We start from the raw sequence: 13,818 nt of genomic DNA on the forward strand, positions 1-13,818 counted from the left end.
CAGGATCCCGCTGGAGCACATCGCCGAGGGATACCACATCTTCTCAGCGAAGCTCGACAACTGCATCAAGCCGCTCATCGTCCCGAACGCAGGCTGAAAGAGGAGCCATGGACACGCCCTATACGGCAGACAGGCCGCAGCGTACGAAGTCGAGCGAGGAGCTGCGCAGGCTCATCCCCGGATGGGGCGTGGATCTGGACCCGAAGGACCGCCCCTCGTTCCCCCGGGAGCGGTTCAACCCAGGTGCCACGGGCGCCCACTGGGACTTCCCGGAACGGCAGAAGGAGAAATGGCCGCGCGAGCGGTCGGTTGAACACCGCTACCTCACCCCTGTCTTCGGGACATCCAGCCCACCCAAAGGCCTTTCCGGAGTCATGCGGAAGTACGCCTACCGCTACAGCGAGGGCCGTGCGGCCCACTGGCTGATTCTGCTGGCCGCCGACCGGGTGGACGCGGTGGAAAGCCACCTCGGGTCCTTCCTGACGCTGCACCCGGACAACCCGGTCACCGAAACCGGCGTGCTCAGCGAGTTCTCCCGCCGCGGCATGTCCTCGCGCCTCGGTCGGAAGCGCGCCGACCTGACCCATCAATGGATGGATCCAGTCATTGTCGGGGCTCCCTGGGTGCTGGCCGGCGGCCTCGCCGTCGCCGCGGTGCGAAGGCTCGCCCGGAAGGGCAGCTGAGTCCTCACCCAGCGCCTGGACATGCCGGGGCCCGGCATTGCTTGTGCGCGTCGGCCGGGAGCCGCGCCGTCACACGGCATAGGCTGGAACGGATCCGCCAGCACCCCCGGAAAGGCCCGTCATGCCCACTGCCACCATCAACGACACCGCGATTGCCTACACCGACTCCGCCCCGGACGCGGGAACGGGCAATGTGCTGCTGCTCCTGCACGGCCATGCCTTCGACCGCACCATGTGGGACGGCCAGGTGCAGCACTTCACCGCAGAGGGCTGGCGCGTGATTGCTCCGGACCTGCGCGGCTTCGGTGAGTCCGAGGTCACCGGCGGCATCGTCTTCACCGAGGAGTTCGCCTCGGATGCAGTCGGGCTGCTCGATGAGCTCAAGGTGGACAAGGCCGTGGTGCTTGGCTACTCCATGGGCGGCCAGATAGCCATGGAGATCCAGCATTCCTACCCGCAGCGCGTGCGTGCCCTGGCGATCGTCGATACCGTCCCCCAGGCCGAGGACGCCGCGGGCAAGCGCCGCCGCAACACCACCGCCGACCGCCTGGTCGTGGAGGGCATGCACGACTACGCTGCCGACGTCCTGGGCGTCATGATCGCCGGGTACAACGTGGAGAAGCTGCCGTACGTCGCCGGGAAGGTGCTGGAGATGATCCGCCGCTCCCCAGCCGCGGGGGCTGCCGCCGCGATGCGCGGCCGGGCCGCCCGCCGGGACTTCACCGGTACGCTGCGTGCGGTGGAGGTGCCCACCTTGGTGGTCGCCGGCGCTGATGACGCGTTCGACGGTGGAGCTGCCGCCCGCATGCATGAACTCATGCCGCACAGCACCCTCGTGACGATTGAAGGTGCCGGCCACACCCCCAGCCTCGAGCAGCCGGAGGAATTCAACCGCGCACTCGGCACGTTCCTGGCCGGACTGAAATAGCCGGGTCTTCCCGCCGCGGAATACGCTGCCCGTGCGATCCCTCAGCCAGCGTATTCCGCGGTCACGAGGATGGGCAGATGGTCGGACAGGCCCCTGGGCAGCGTCTCCACGCTCTGGATATCGAGCCCGAGGGAGGTCGCAAAGTCGAAGTGCCCTTTGAAGACTTTGTAGCGCGTGTAGGTCCGCTGGTTGCTCAGCGAAAGTTCGTAACCGGAATCCTTCAGGTGGGTCATAAGGCTCTTGGTGAAGAACGGGTAGTTGAAATCGCCCGCCATGAGCGTGATGGCTTCCCCGCCCATGCTGAGCAGCGCGGCGTGGCCGGCATGGATCTGATTGCGGCGCAGGGAGTTCGACGCCGTCAGCGGCGCCGCGTGAAAGGAGCCGATGGCCAGCTCATGCCGCGTCTCGTTATCGATCAGCCGTACGCCGATGAGCCGCTCATGAGCCGGCGCGAGCACGTGGTCGTGCAGGGACTTCTTCAACGTGAATGCATTGGTTTCAACGGCAGTGAAGCGGTCCTGGTGGTAATAAAGGGCCAGGCCCAGCCGGTTTCCCTTGGTGGAATGGGCCAGATGCAAGTGGCCCAGGGTAGGCGGCAGTTTCCCTGTGTCGCACTCCTGGAGGCACATCACATCGATGCCGTAATCCTGCGTCAGGTCGAGCAGTTCACCGCTTGCACTGTGCTTGCGTAGGTTATAGCTAATGGCGCGTATCAAGAAAACACCTCCGGCCTGATCCTACCTAGCTCACCCCGGCTGGGCGGTAACGGCGAGTTCCGGCGTCGTAACTTCAGACCGATCCGACGTAGTACCGCCGGTGTAGCCCGCGCACCTCGTCGGCGAGTTCGTCGGCAGGGCCGTCGACCGGCACGCCGGGCGCCACTGTCTGGATCGGCAGCGGCGCCACCGGCCCGGGCGCAATCCCCCATTCCGCGAGCCAGCCGCCGAACTGTTCCGAGGACGTCGCGTACACAATCCGCCCCAACCCCACCCAGGCGTGGGCCGCGGAACACATGGGGCAGTGCTCGCCGGAGGTGTAAACCGTTGCCGCCGCACGCTGGTCCGGGGCCATGTTCCGTGCCGCCCACTTGGCGATCTCGAACTCCGGATGCCGGGTACGGTCCCCGTCCTTCACCCGGTTGCGGTCCTCGAACAGCAGGTGCCCCTGCGCGTCGACCAGCACCGAGCCGAACGCTTCATCACCATCCACCAGCGCTTCGCGTGCCAGTTCGACGCAGCGCCGCAGATGGTCCAGATCCTCAGCAGTAATACCCATGGTGCCGATTATGGCCCACTTACCTGGCGTCCATTTTCCCGGGGCCTGCTTTCCTGAAAACCGGCCTCCCGACGCCGGCACATCCTCCCGACGCCGGCGCGCGCGGCAACCAGCAGCGGCGCTCAGGAGCCCAGCATGGGGGTCGCCGGGATCTCCGGGGCCTTCTCCTGCTCCGCCTTCGGGCGCTCCGGCGGCACGGTGACCATGATGGCAATGATCGCCACCACGCACATGAATACGTTGAACAGCAGGCCCAGCGCGCCGCCGAAGCGCAGGGCGATGTTGTCCTGCCGGCCCAGGAAGATGGAATCCAACGGGATCAGCTCCGGATCGATCGCCCGGCCGGCCGCAAAGATGGCCGCCGAGATGGCCACGCCGAAGGCCGCTCCCAGCGAGGAAGCCATCTTGTAGATGCCCGCCGCGGAGCCGGCCTTGGCGTCCGGGACGTTGGAGAGCGCGGCGTCGGTGGACGGCGTCGCGTAGAAACCCAGGCCGATGCCGAAGAGCGTGAACCCAATGAAGGCCAGGACGATATACTGCCCAATCAGCACGAAGGTGCAGGAGGTCAGCAGGATGCCCGCGGCGGTGATCATACTGCCCCACAGCATCGGCCGGCGGGGCCCGAACCGCTGCAGCAGCTTCTCGCCCACGCGGATGGTGGCCAGGATGGCAGCCAGGTAGCCCAGGGTGAGCAGGCCCGACTGCAGGGACGTGAACCCCGCGGCGAACTGAACCAAGCCCAGGGAGACAATCAGGGTACCGGCGGCTCCATTGAGCAGGAAGTTGGACAGCGTGGCGCCGGAGAAGGTCATGTTCGAAAACAGGCTCAGGTCCATAAAGGTCTCGCCCTTGCTCGTCTCGAACTTGAAGAAGAGCAGGATCATCACCACGAACACGGCGACCAGGGCCAGTCCCGCCGCGGACAGCCAACCGATGCGCGGGCCCTGGGAAATGTAGACGTTGATCGCGAGCATGGCGATGACGAACGTGATCAGCCCGCTCCAGTCGAAGCCCTTGGTCCCGGCGGTGGCGGGGGCCCTGGAGACCGGGGTGCCCTTGACGAGGAACAGGGCCAGCAGCGAGAGCACGATCGAGATGTAGAAGATCGACTGCCAGCCGAAGATCGAGGTGGCCATCAGGCCGCCGAACAGTGAGCAAAAGCCGGAGCCGCCCCAGGAACCGATGGACCAGAAGGACAGCGCGCGCTGCCGGGCCCTGCCCTCGTAATAGGTCTTCACCAGCGCCATCGTGGAGGGCATGATGCACGCCGCGGACAGGCCCTGGATGATGCGCCCGGTCATCATGGCGGCGGATGCCGCCGCACCCTCGACCGGCAGCACGATCAGCGCGGAACCGATGATCGAGAGCCAGATGCCGGCCTTCATGATCTTCTCGCGGCCGAGCTTGTCCGCCAGACCGCCGAAGACCACGATGAAGCAGCCGGACATCAGCGACGTCACCGACACGGCCAGGTTCGCCACCGTGTTGGACATGCCCAGGTCCTCGCTGATCCCGGGGATCACGTTGAGCAGCGTCTGGGCAAAGAGCCAGAAGTTGATGACGGCCAGGACGATGCCCAGCAGCCACTTGTCGCTGGGTTGCCAGCCAACGTCGGCGGAGGCGGAAGACGCGGGGACAGACGGCGAGCTCATGGCGATGAGTTCTCCTTCGCCAGGTAGGACAGCGCGGCGACCACATGCGTCTCGGTCCCGACGGAGAGGGTGGGATCGATCTCCGGGTAGAAGAAGGGGGAATGGTTGGCCGGGATCTCTGTGTCCACCGTGCCGGCCTCCACCGCCTTCCGGTACCGCTCCGGGTCGACGCAACCCACGGTCCAGTAGGTGTAGGGGACGCCGAAGGCGTCAGGGAGCCGGCTGAAGTCCTCGGAAGCGGTCTGCGGCGTCTGCTGGAAGACGACGTCGGTCCCGAAGTGATCGGTGAATGCCGCGGTAACGACGTCGGTTGCCAACTTGTGGTTGTCGGTCAGCGGGAACTGGTCGTAGTACTCGAATTCCGGCTCGCGTGGGGAGCCGGCGGCCTGGCATTCGCCGCGCACGATCCGCTCGATCGAAGTGATCAGGCGCCGGCGTACTGCGGGGTCGTAGGTGCGCAGGTTCAGCAGCAGGGTCGCCCGGTCCGGGATGATGTTGGACTTGGTCCCCGCGTTGGAGGCGCCCACGGTGAGCACCGCGAACTGTCCGGGCTGGACCTCGCGGGAGACGATCGTCTGCAGCCGGAGCACCACCGCGGCGGCCAGTACCACCGGGTCCACGCTCTTATGCGGCATGGAGCCGTGGGCCCCGGCGCCATGGAGAGTGATCTTCAGCGAGTCCCCGGCGGAGAGGATCGGCCCGGCGGTGGTGCCGATCCTGCCCGCCGCGTTGGGCATCACATGTTGGGCGAACACAACGTCCGGCTTTGGCACCCGCTCCAGCAAGCCGTCGTCGATCATGGCCGCTGCCCCGGCGGCGTTCTCCTCGGCCGGCTGGAACAGCGGAACGAAAGTACCGGACCACTTGTCCCGGCAGTCGGCCATCAGCTTGGCGGCACCGAGCAGGGTGGCCACATGCATGTCGTGGCCACACGCATGCATGACATCCACTGTGGCTCCGGCCTCGTCGGTCGCGGTGGCGGTGGAGGCAAACTCCAGGCCGGTGGCCTCCTTGACCGGCAGTGCGTCAATGTCGGCGCGGCTGAGCACCGTCCGGCCCTCGCCGTTGCGCAGGATACCGACGACGCCGGTGCCACCGATCCGGTGGACCTCGTAGCCGAACTCCCTGAGCTTTTCCGCAATGATCCCGGCGGTGCGGGTCTCCCGGAGGCTGAGTTCGGGGTTCCGATGCAGGTCGATGTAAAGCTCTCGCTGCCAGTCGTACTGGGCCTCCAGCCCGTCCAGAACATCGGTCACAGTACTCAAGGCAATCTCCTCGGCTCGAGGTGAGGCAGTGCGGGTTCGAGCGTGCTCCAGTCACCAGCCTAATCCTCGGGCGGAGGACCGGATAGGAATAGCAGCCGGGAGGAATTCAAGCCGCCACCGAATCGGGAACACCAGTAGTTAACCATCCGCCCGATACTTGGTCCCATGTGAATATCAAGACAAGTGATGAAAGCGGTAGCCAACTGAGGGCCCGTCTGCGATGCTGGAGCGCAGGAGGTTCGCAGGACCGGATTGGGGGATTTGGTCTAACGGGCCTCAGGTGCCGGCACACAAAGTACCGTCACCGTCCGGACTGCTCTTGGGGGAGGACAGTCACCGGCCCGGCCGCCGGGATCCCATCGGGATCCCCGGCGGCCCAGCCATTTAAGGGAAGCTGCGCGGCACCCCAGGAGAACGAGCAGAAATCGCAGGACTTCGGCCGGCACATCGCCCGGATCCTGCCGTCGGCTGTGGGCCAGTCCTCACCCAGCATCCCACTGCAGATTGAGCTGCTGCGCGAACAGACCTGCCTGCGCCCGGAACGGGAGCAGCCGCAGACCCGCACCGCGTGGATCGGCCATGCTCTATTTCCGCAGCGGCGAGCTCGGCACACCGCGGCGCACCACCGGACAAAACTGGACGGCACCGTGATGCCGGCCTTCTCCAGCTCCTGCCTGGATCATCCCGAGGAGCACCGGATGGACCGCTCGGGCCTGGACCCCGAATACGGCCGGAACAGCCAGTACTACCAGGACGATGACGGTGCGTAGCTTCCGGCTGATCAGCCGGGAACCGCCTCAGGCGGCTGCTTCAGGCGGCTGCAGCGCAGGGTTTTTTCGTGAGTGCAGCGATGGCTGCCGCCAGCGCCGACATATGCTCGAAGGCACCGGAAACGGCAATCGGACGGCCATCCCGATCGAGCAGCCTGATCCGCAGCTTCCTGTCCCTGTCCTGAATAACTTCGTACCCGTCGGCCATGGATATCCCCCCAGATTCCTTAGTAACCTCAACAGATAGGCCGCCGCCGCACCGTTGCGGCCGTGCGAAGGCGCCTGTTAACAACCTAAATGTGAGGGACACCACTTTTCTACCCTTGGATGGAATTATTACGCGTCCATGACCGGCACCGAGGGCCGACAATGAACGGGTGGCCAAAAGTCAGGAAGAGCCGGATATGACAGACAAAGCCATGACAGCCCGCCGGCTGCTCCACACTCCGGGGCCGGAACTCGACGACCTCTATCGCCGGTCCCCCGCGGGCCGGATCCCCGCCGGCGACAGCAACGGTTCCTTCATCATCGCGCCGGGCTCCCCGTTCGCCGGGGCCGCAGCCGGACTCATCCGGCTGGCCGTGTGGAAGGGAAAGATCTTCGACCCCGGCGCCGGAGCCCTCCGCAACAAGGTCGGACCACTGGGAACGCCCGCCGTCGCCGCGAAGGTCTCTTACGGACCGAGCCGATTCGACGGCAGGCAGGCCATCATTGTCGACTACAGCCGCACCTCCCGCGTTGCCCGGTACATCCGCGACGAAATCCGGGAGGTAGCGCCAGACGTATTCCTCGGCATGGCCTACTGGAACCGGCACAGGTTCCTGCGCTTCGTCCTGGACTTCACGCACCTCAGCCGAGCCTGAAAGGACCCCGATAGGCTGGGGACGGCATGGTCGCGGACAGGCGGCAGGGACAACGGCACGGGCGGCCGCATGGAGAAGACGACAGCGGCAAAGCTGCAGATCAAGCCCGGAAACACGGTCTACCTGGCGGGAGGGACCACGCAGGAATACGGTCTAATCGAACCGCTGCCCGACGGCGCGTCCGTAGTGGCCGAGCCGCAGGAGGCCGAGGCCGCTGTGCTGTTCGCCCAGGACCGCGCCGCGCTCGATGCCCTGCTCACCGAGCCGCTGGCCGGTGCCCGGGCGGCCTGGATCGCCTACCCGAAGGGCAACCGCACGGACATCAACCGGGACAGCATCTGGCAGCGCCTGCAGGAACTCCGCTGGACCCTCAATGCCAATGTTTCGGTTTCGGAGACCTGGTCGGCGGTCCGGCTCAAGTCCCCGGCCTAACGGCCGGGATGTCGATCCGACGCCACGGAACCGGGGGCCGCCCCACCCGACCGCCACTCCTGGCCGGCTCCCCTCGTGGACCCGTCGCTTTCCACTCCCGCCGGGCGTACCTTGGAATAAAGCCGGGCGGCGGACCGCTGCCCGCCAGCACCGCTGCAGGACAGCCGGAAGGAGTCTGAAATGTCGATCTTCCATCGCAAGGACAAGGACAGCGAGCACCGGGAACCCAAACGCAAGAAGGACTTCCGCGAAGGATACGTGCCGGTCCACGGGAGCGAGAAGACAGCGGACAAACTGGCCATGAAGGCCTACGGGGACAGCGACGGCGACGGCAAACCCGATGTGCCCAACGTCCCCTTCCCCGGCTGACTCGGACTACGACGACGGTGCGCACCTGAGGCGCGCACCGTCGTCGTTGTTTGGATCGGCGGCGCCTGCCTGCCCTACCCGCTTCGCCTCCGCATGAAGGCCGGCAGCCGGCGTTCCTCCCACCAGGTCACCGCATTGTTGATGATCGTACCCAGCACCAGCGACACGGCAATGGCCAGCAGCACCGCAAACTCCGTGGACAGCTGCGGCCAGGCCCCGGAGAGCGCGCCGATGCCCACCGAGTAGGCGGACCAGAGGATCCCGGCGATCAGCGAGTGGATCATGAACCGGCGCATCGGCTGCGGGACAAGCCCCGCCGCAACGTTCAGTGTCAGCCGCCCCAGCGGAACAAACCGGGACGTCAGTACCAGCGGCAGCCCCTTGCCCTCGAGCCGCACCCGGGCCGCACGGAACGCCGTCTGCCAGTGCCGCCCGGCGAAGATCCGTCTTTCCGTCAGATTGAAATGCCTCACCAGCACGAACGTGGCCGCGTCGCCGGCCACCGCCCCGGCGAGCATGCACACGGCCAGCAGGTATGGATTGAGCTGGGCCGAATGCACGGACAAGGAGCCCAGCGCAACAAACAAAGTGGTGCTCGGCACCGGCGGAACCATCGCCGACACTGCTACGACCAGCGCCCCGGCCGGGTAAATCCACCAGTAATCAAGGCTGCGCAACAGCTCGCCGATTTCGTCCATGACCCCATCCTCCCCCGGACCGCGTACCTCCAGCAGGGTCGCCAGTCCCGGCACCACGTCCGGCGGCAAGGTAAAGGCCATGACCACTGAAGTCCACCATGGCAGGAAGCCGCCTGCCGGCGTCGTGCTTGCTAGGGCAGTGACTGCTTGCTGCCGCGGGCGCTGAAGATCATGGAAAACTTCTCGATCTGCTCCGGGGTCATCAAGACCGTGAAGTCCCTTATGTCGCCGTCACGCTCGGTTTCCAGAGTTAGCTGCAGTCCCTGGCTGCCCACGTTGTCCCTGACCGTCCAGCGTGCCAGCTGGGGCGGCAGATCGTTCCCCATCAGAACACGGGCGCCGTTGAAGTCCCAGGCCTCGCCGGCATTGATCCTCCGGTGGTGCGTTTCGCACACGGGGAGCTCCAGCTCCTGATCCGCAATAACGGCGGTTCCGGGCTGCTGACAACGCAGGACACGGCAGATGGTCATGGCTCCCAAGGTACCGGCGGGCCCAGCACGAGCAGGTGGAACGACACGTTGCGTGGTATAAAAGGAGTCCCAATCGTGATGGACCTGCGCGCGTCCGGGTCAGTCCGTTTCCGGCCCCTGGCAGTAGGGGCAGTCCGGACCACAGCCGTCTTCCCAGGCCGTGCCCGGTGCTTCATTCACTACGCCCACGGGATCGCCCCCAGCAGCACGCCTACGACCAGCATCACCAGGGACACTACGGCCGCACGCCACAGCACCTTCTTGTGGTGGTCACCCAGATCCACGCTGGCCAGCGAGACCAACAGCAGGATTGCCGGGACCAGCGGGCTCTGCATGTGGACCGGCTGTCCGGTGATGGAGGCCCGGGCCATTTCCGCAGCCGAGATGCCGTAGTGGCCAGCGGTCTCGCTGAGCACGGGCAGCACGCCGAAGTAGAACGCGTCGTTGCTCATGAAGAACGTCATGGGAATGCTCAGCAGCCCGGTGATGACGGCCAGGTACGGACCCATGGCGTCGGGGATGATGTCCACCAGCCAGTTGGACATCGCGTCCACCATGCCGGTTCCGTTGAGGACGCCGGTCAGCACTCCGGCGGCCATGACCATGGAAACCACGGCCACCACGCTCGGCGCATGGGCGACCAGCTGGGCGGCCTGGTCCTTCATCTTCGGGAAGTTGACCATGAGTGCAACGGCAGCGCCGATCATGAAGACGAACGCAAGCGGCATCAGATCCAGGACCAGCAGCGTCATCACGGCAACAGTCAGCGCCAGGTTGAACCAGATCAGCTTCGGGCGCAGGGTGGGACGGTTCGGGTCCAGCGCGGTGTCCGCCATGGCGGTGTCCTCGGCCCGGACCAGCGTGGCGACGCCGGAATCCTGCAGAGCCGCTCCCCCGCCGGCAGCCGGGGTCTCCGGCCGTCCACCGGCGCCGCGGGTGCCTGTTCCTGCTGCAGTTGTTCCTGCTGCAGCTATCCCTCCGGCGGGACCACCCATGTTCAGCTCGCCCAGCCGGTTCCGCTCCCGGACCCCCAGGGCCCAGGCGAAGATCATCACCACGGCCAAACCGGTCAGCAGGGACGGGATCATCGGGACGAAGACCTCGTTCGGGGAGACATTCAGCGCCGCGGCGGCGCGGGCGGTCGGCCCGCCCCAGGGCACGATGTTCATGGTGCCGTTGGCGAGTCCGGCCACGCAGGTGAGCACGACGGGGCTCAGGCCCAGCCGCAGATAGATCGGCAGCATGGCCGCGGTGGTCAGGATGAAGGTCGTGGACCCGTCACCGTCCAGGGAGACGACGCCGGCCAGGATGGCCGTGCCCACCACGACCTTGGCAGGGTCGTTGCCCAGCACGCGCAGGATGAAGCGGACCAGCGGATCGAACAGGCCGACGTCGATCATCAGGCCGAAGTAGATGATGGCGAACATGAGCAGCGCCGCGGTGGACGTCAGACTCTTCATCGAGTCAAGGACCATGTCGCCCAGGCCCAGACCGGCACCGGCGAACAGGCCGAAGATGGTCGGCACCAGGATCAGCGCCAGGACCGGTGTCAGCTTCTTGGTCATGATCAACGCCATGAAGACTGCGATCATCGCGAATCCAAGGACAACGAGCACGGGAACTCCTTAAATGCAGCCCAGGCCACTGATGTGACCTGCACTACAGAAGATAGAGTGTTTCGGATCACGCCTGAGGGTTTAACCCACTTCCGGTGCATACTGCTTATAAAGCAGCTTTTGCCCATTTTGCCCACCACACCATTCCGCCCGAGTATTCCGCCGAGGAGGCCAGCGTGGACAGCTCCGGTTCCGGGCGTTCCGCCCCACGAAGGCGACTCGGCTTCGCTGCCCAGATGCTGGTGCTGCAGCTGGTGGTGGTGGCCCTGGTGGTGCTTGGCTCGGCGGCCGTGTACGGGTGGCTGACCTATCAGCGGCTGGGCATCCAGGCCGAGAACCAGGCCCTGGCGGTGGCACGCTCCGTGGCCGCGTCGCCGGACGTGCGCGCCGAGGTTGCCCGGCTCACCGCTGCCGAGGCAGACCGGCTTCCGCCGGCCGCGCTGGCGGACGGACCGCTGATGGCGCTGGCTGAGGAGGTGCGTGTCCGCACCGATTCGCTGTTTGTGGTGGTGACGGACGACGCCGGCATCCGGCTTGCGCACCCGGATCCGGGTGCGCTGGGGCAGCGGGTGAGCACTGACCCGACCGAGGCGCTCGCCGGACGTGAAGTGACCGCCCAGGAGGAGGGCACGCTTGGACATTCGGCGCGTGCCAAGGTTCCGGTCTACGCGCCCGGCGGGGACGCCGTCGTCGGCGAAGTGAGCGTGGGCTACTCCAGTGAGGACGTACTGGAGAACCTGGGCCGCAACATCGTCCCCATCACCCTGACAGCGGCCGCCGCACTGGGGCTGGGCGCTGCCGCTTCCTGGCTGCTGGCGCGAAGACTGCGGCGGCTCACCCTGGGGTTGGAGCCGGAGGAAATCGGCACCCTGGTCCAGGACCAGGAGGCGGTGCTGCGCGGGGTGGACGAAGGGGTCATCGGTGTCTCGGCGGACCGGCGCATCACCGTCGTCAACCGGGAGGCCCAGCGGCTCCTGGATATTGCCGACCCTGGGGAGATCATCGGCACGCCGCTCGCCCAAGCCGGGCTGCCGGCGTCGTTCCTCCACCTGATCGAGCAGGCCACTCCCGAGTCCCCGGCCCTGGAGCAGGTGGTCGGCCCGCGGGTGCTGATCCTGTCCGCCCGCACAGTACAGCCCAGCCGGGCCGGCACTGCCCTGGGTTGGGTCCTTATGCTGCGCGACCGCACGGAACTGCAGTCCCTTACCCGGCAGCTGGACGCCGTCGGCGCGCTCACCACGGCCCTGCGCGCCCAGCGGCACGAGTTCGCCAACCGCCTCCACACCGTCGCCGGACTGCTGAGCATAGGCGACTATGAGGCGGCCGAGGACTACGTCAGCCGGATCGTGGCCACGGGCCCGCTGAAGTATCCGGCGGAGCAGGCCGAACTGCTGCGCGATCCCTATCTGCAGGCCTTTATCGGCGCCAAGAGCGTGGAGGCGGCCGAACGCGGAGTCGTCCTGCGGATCGGCCCGGAGACACTGATCCGCGGCCGGATCACCGAAGCCCAGGATGTCACCACTGTGATCGGGAACCTGCTGGACAACGCCGTGCAGGCCGCAGTGCGCGGCAGCAGCACCGACCGCTGGGTGGAAGTGGAAGCCATGGACGAGCAGACCGACCGCGGAGGCATCCTGCACCTGGTGGTCGCGGACTCGGGGGATGGAGTCGAAGAACCGGAACGGATCTTCGCCGAAGGTTATTCGACGGCGGAGTCCGCACCGTTCGAGCCGCAGGGGCACGGCATCGGACTGCATCTGTGCCGGCAAATCGCCCGGCGCGGCGGAGGAGACGTCTGGGTCGCCAGCCCCGGGCGCCCCGGCGGACCCGGTGCCGTGTTCTGCGCCCGGCTTCCCGGTACGGTCGCCCCGGCGGAAGATGCCTACAATGCCGAAGGGGGCACCGGCCAGGGGACGGATGAGGGCGTGCGGAGAACCCAATGAGCGGCGATCTGCAGGTACTGATCGTTGACGACGACTTCCATGTGGCCAAACTCCATGCCGGCTATGTGGATTCCGTTCCCGGTTTCACCGCACTGCCTCCGGCCGGCACCGCTGAGGTAGCCCTGCGGACGGTCCACAGCCTGCAGCCGGATCTGGTCCTGCTGGACGTGTATCTGCCGGATGCCCTGGGGCTGGATCTGCTGCGCGCCCTGGACACGGACGTGATCATCCTCAGCGCCGCTGCCGATGCGGCGTCGGTCCGCAAGGCGCTGCACCGGGGAGCCCTCGGATACCTGATCAAGCCCTTCTCCGCCGAGCAGCTGGTCCAGCGGCTGCGCGCCTACGCCCGGTACCGGCGCCTGTTGGCGGACCAGCCGTCGGTGGACCAGGACACGATTGAGCGGGCCATCCGCTCGCTCAGCCCCGGCGAAAAGCCCCGGGCGGCGCGGGCGAGTTCGGCCACGGAAGCGGCGGTGCTGGAAGCCCTGGAGCCCGGACGGCAGTATTCGGCCGCCGAAGTGGCCCAGCTGGTGGGCATTTCCCGGACCACGGCGCAGCGGTACTTGTCCGCGCTGGCGGACGAGGGAGCCGTCGAAATCCAGCTGCGGTACGGCAGTACCGGGCGGCCCGAGCACCGCTACGGCGCAGCGCACTAGCGAAGTGCCGGGCTGCATGACGAAGGTCCTGGTGGCCACGGCGAACAGTGTCGCCGTGGCCACCAGGACCGCGTTCCCTCCTGCGGTTCCTTAGCCCAGGAGGTTCCTTAGCCCAGGAAGCGCAGCTGGCGGGGGCGCAGGGTTTCCCAGATCCGGGCGGCGCCCCAGGTGTGTCCGGCGCCGGTGGCGGCCAGGACC

Annotated in this window: 16 protein-coding genes; 8 read left to right on the forward strand and 8 right to left on the reverse strand. The window is 66.7% G+C overall.

All coding sequences use genetic code 11. The features are described 5' to 3' along the window. Positions 1-107: 107 nt before the first annotated feature. Together AC5RWU_RS21975 and AC5RWU_RS21980 are read left to right on the forward strand one after the other, a co-directional pair. Positions 108-683 (forward strand): hypothetical protein, encoded by a 576-nt coding sequence (locus AC5RWU_RS21975; RefSeq protein WP_494037271.1) that lies wholly within the window; start codon positions 108-110, stop codon positions 681-683. 121 nt (positions 684-804) lie between these two features. Next, positions 805-1,611 carry an alpha/beta fold hydrolase gene (locus tag AC5RWU_RS21980; protein WP_494037272.1) on the forward strand — a complete coding sequence of 269 codons (807 nt, stop codon included), beginning with the start codon at positions 805-807 and terminating at the stop codon, positions 1,609-1,611. A gap of 41 nt (positions 1,612-1,652) precedes the next feature. Here the strand turns inward: AC5RWU_RS21980 and AC5RWU_RS21985 are convergent, their stop codons facing one another. The 4 genes from AC5RWU_RS21985 to AC5RWU_RS22000 all read right to left on the reverse strand — a co-directional run bounded on the left by AC5RWU_RS21985 (position 1,653) and on the right by AC5RWU_RS22000 (position 5,803). Further along, positions 1,653-2,324: an endonuclease/exonuclease/phosphatase family protein gene (locus AC5RWU_RS21985; protein WP_494037285.1), complete on the reverse strand. Its 672-nt coding sequence runs from the start codon at positions 2,322-2,324 to the stop codon at positions 1,653-1,655. Between the two features lie 76 nt (positions 2,325-2,400). After that, positions 2,401-2,886: a nucleoside deaminase gene (locus tag AC5RWU_RS21990; RefSeq protein ID WP_494037273.1), complete on the reverse strand. Its 486-nt coding sequence runs from the start codon at positions 2,884-2,886 to the stop codon at positions 2,401-2,403. 122 nt (positions 2,887-3,008) lie between these two features. Continuing rightward, the gene (locus AC5RWU_RS21995) at positions 3,009-4,538 is read right to left on the reverse strand and encodes an MFS transporter (protein ID WP_494037274.1); all 1,530 of its coding nucleotides are present in this window, start codon (positions 4,536-4,538) and stop codon (positions 3,009-3,011) included. Beyond that, complete coding sequence (locus AC5RWU_RS22000; RefSeq protein ID WP_494037275.1) at positions 4,535-5,803, reverse strand: amidohydrolase; 1,269 nt, start codon at positions 5,801-5,803, stop codon at positions 4,535-4,537. The genes AC5RWU_RS21995 and AC5RWU_RS22000 overlap by 4 nt, the downstream gene beginning before the upstream one ends. A gap of 470 nt (positions 5,804-6,273) precedes the next feature. On the opposite strand from AC5RWU_RS22000, the gene AC5RWU_RS22005 reads away from it, so the two are divergent. Then, positions 6,274-6,573: a hypothetical protein gene (locus tag AC5RWU_RS22005; RefSeq protein WP_494037276.1), complete on the forward strand. Its 300-nt coding sequence runs from the start codon at positions 6,274-6,276 to the stop codon at positions 6,571-6,573. A 40-nt stretch (positions 6,574-6,613) separates the two neighbouring features. Here the strand turns inward: AC5RWU_RS22005 and AC5RWU_RS22010 are convergent, their stop codons facing one another. Then, positions 6,614-6,781 carry a hypothetical protein gene (locus tag AC5RWU_RS22010; RefSeq protein ID WP_494037277.1) on the reverse strand — a complete coding sequence of 56 codons (168 nt, stop codon included), beginning with the start codon at positions 6,779-6,781 and terminating at the stop codon, positions 6,614-6,616. Positions 6,782-6,977: 196 nt separating this feature from the next. On the opposite strand from AC5RWU_RS22010, the gene AC5RWU_RS22015 reads away from it, so the two are divergent. The 3 genes from AC5RWU_RS22015 to AC5RWU_RS22025 all read left to right on the forward strand — a co-directional run bounded on the left by AC5RWU_RS22015 (position 6,978) and on the right by AC5RWU_RS22025 (position 8,237). Then, a complete protein-coding gene (locus tag AC5RWU_RS22015) occupies positions 6,978-7,436 on the forward strand; it encodes a hypothetical protein (protein WP_494037278.1) in 459 nt (152 codons plus the stop codon). 69 nt (positions 7,437-7,505) lie between these two features. Then, entirely contained in the window at positions 7,506-7,868 is a 363-nt protein-coding gene (locus AC5RWU_RS22020) for a DUF3052 family protein (protein WP_494037279.1), read from the forward strand. 180 nt (positions 7,869-8,048) lie between these two features. Beyond that, entirely contained in the window at positions 8,049-8,237 is a 189-nt protein-coding gene (locus AC5RWU_RS22025; RefSeq protein WP_494037280.1) for a hypothetical protein, read from the forward strand. Between the two features lie 74 nt (positions 8,238-8,311). Here AC5RWU_RS22025 and AC5RWU_RS22030 read toward each other — a convergent pair whose 3' ends face one another. The 3 genes from AC5RWU_RS22030 to AC5RWU_RS22040 all read right to left on the reverse strand — a co-directional run bounded on the left by AC5RWU_RS22030 (position 8,312) and on the right by AC5RWU_RS22040 (position 11,021). Further along, positions 8,312-9,016, reverse strand: a complete 705-nt coding sequence (locus AC5RWU_RS22030) for a DedA family protein (RefSeq protein ID WP_494037281.1) — start codon at positions 9,014-9,016, stop codon at positions 8,312-8,314. Positions 9,017-9,066: 50 nt separating this feature from the next. Continuing rightward, a complete protein-coding gene (locus tag AC5RWU_RS22035) occupies positions 9,067-9,405 on the reverse strand; it encodes a hypothetical protein (RefSeq protein WP_494037282.1) in 339 nt (112 codons plus the stop codon). Between the two features lie 179 nt (positions 9,406-9,584). Beyond that, positions 9,585-11,021 carry a CitMHS family transporter gene (locus AC5RWU_RS22040; protein ID WP_494037283.1) on the reverse strand — a complete coding sequence of 479 codons (1,437 nt, stop codon included), beginning with the start codon at positions 11,019-11,021 and terminating at the stop codon, positions 9,585-9,587. A gap of 236 nt (positions 11,022-11,257) precedes the next feature. On the opposite strand from AC5RWU_RS22040, the gene AC5RWU_RS22045 reads away from it, so the two are divergent. Both AC5RWU_RS22045 and AC5RWU_RS22050 read left to right on the forward strand, forming a co-directional pair. Further along, the gene (locus AC5RWU_RS22045; RefSeq protein WP_494037286.1) at positions 11,258-12,964 is read left to right on the forward strand and encodes a sensor histidine kinase; all 1,707 of its coding nucleotides are present in this window, start codon (positions 11,258-11,260) and stop codon (positions 12,962-12,964) included. Beyond that, on the forward strand, positions 12,961-13,620 hold the full coding sequence (locus AC5RWU_RS22050) for a response regulator (RefSeq protein WP_494037284.1): 660 nt from the start codon (positions 12,961-12,963) through the stop codon (positions 13,618-13,620). The genes AC5RWU_RS22045 and AC5RWU_RS22050 overlap by 4 nt, the downstream gene beginning before the upstream one ends. Positions 13,621-13,818 lie beyond the last annotated feature (198 nt).

Source organism: Arthrobacter sp. B0427-1-12 (assembly GCF_059092905.1).

What these genes read in the sequence shown, in the direction of transcription:
- AC5RWU_RS21975 (WP_494037271.1), top strand. Translation starts at nt 108, where the DNA reads ATGGACACGCCCTATACGGCAGACAGGCCGCAGCGTACGAAGTCGAGC.
- AC5RWU_RS21980 (WP_494037272.1), top strand. Translation starts at nt 805, where the DNA reads ATGCCCACTGCCACCATCAACGACACCGCGATTGCCTACACCGACTCC.
- AC5RWU_RS21990 (WP_494037273.1), bottom strand. Translation starts at nt 2,886, where the DNA reads ATGGGTATTACTGCTGAGGATCTGGACCATCTGCGGCGCTGCGTCGAA.
- AC5RWU_RS21995 (WP_494037274.1), bottom strand. Translation starts at nt 4,538, where the DNA reads ATGAGCTCGCCGTCTGTCCCCGCGTCTTCCGCCTCCGCCGACGTTGGC.
- AC5RWU_RS22010 (WP_494037277.1), bottom strand. Translation starts at nt 6,781, where the DNA reads ATGGCCGACGGGTACGAAGTTATTCAGGACAGGGACAGGAAGCTGCGG.
- AC5RWU_RS22015 (WP_494037278.1), top strand. Translation starts at nt 6,978, where the DNA reads ATGACAGACAAAGCCATGACAGCCCGCCGGCTGCTCCACACTCCGGGG.
- AC5RWU_RS22020 (WP_494037279.1), top strand. Translation starts at nt 7,506, where the DNA reads ATGGAGAAGACGACAGCGGCAAAGCTGCAGATCAAGCCCGGAAACACG.
- AC5RWU_RS22025 (WP_494037280.1), top strand. Translation starts at nt 8,049, where the DNA reads ATGTCGATCTTCCATCGCAAGGACAAGGACAGCGAGCACCGGGAACCC.
- AC5RWU_RS22030 (WP_494037281.1), bottom strand. Translation starts at nt 9,016, where the DNA reads ATGGCCTTTACCTTGCCGCCGGACGTGGTGCCGGGACTGGCGACCCTG.
- AC5RWU_RS22035 (WP_494037282.1), bottom strand. Translation starts at nt 9,405, where the DNA reads ATGACCATCTGCCGTGTCCTGCGTTGTCAGCAGCCCGGAACCGCCGTT.
- AC5RWU_RS22045 (WP_494037286.1), top strand. Translation starts at nt 11,258, where the DNA reads ATGCTGGTGCTGCAGCTGGTGGTGGTGGCCCTGGTGGTGCTTGGCTCG.
- AC5RWU_RS22050 (WP_494037284.1), top strand. Translation starts at nt 12,961, where the DNA reads ATGAGCGGCGATCTGCAGGTACTGATCGTTGACGACGACTTCCATGTG.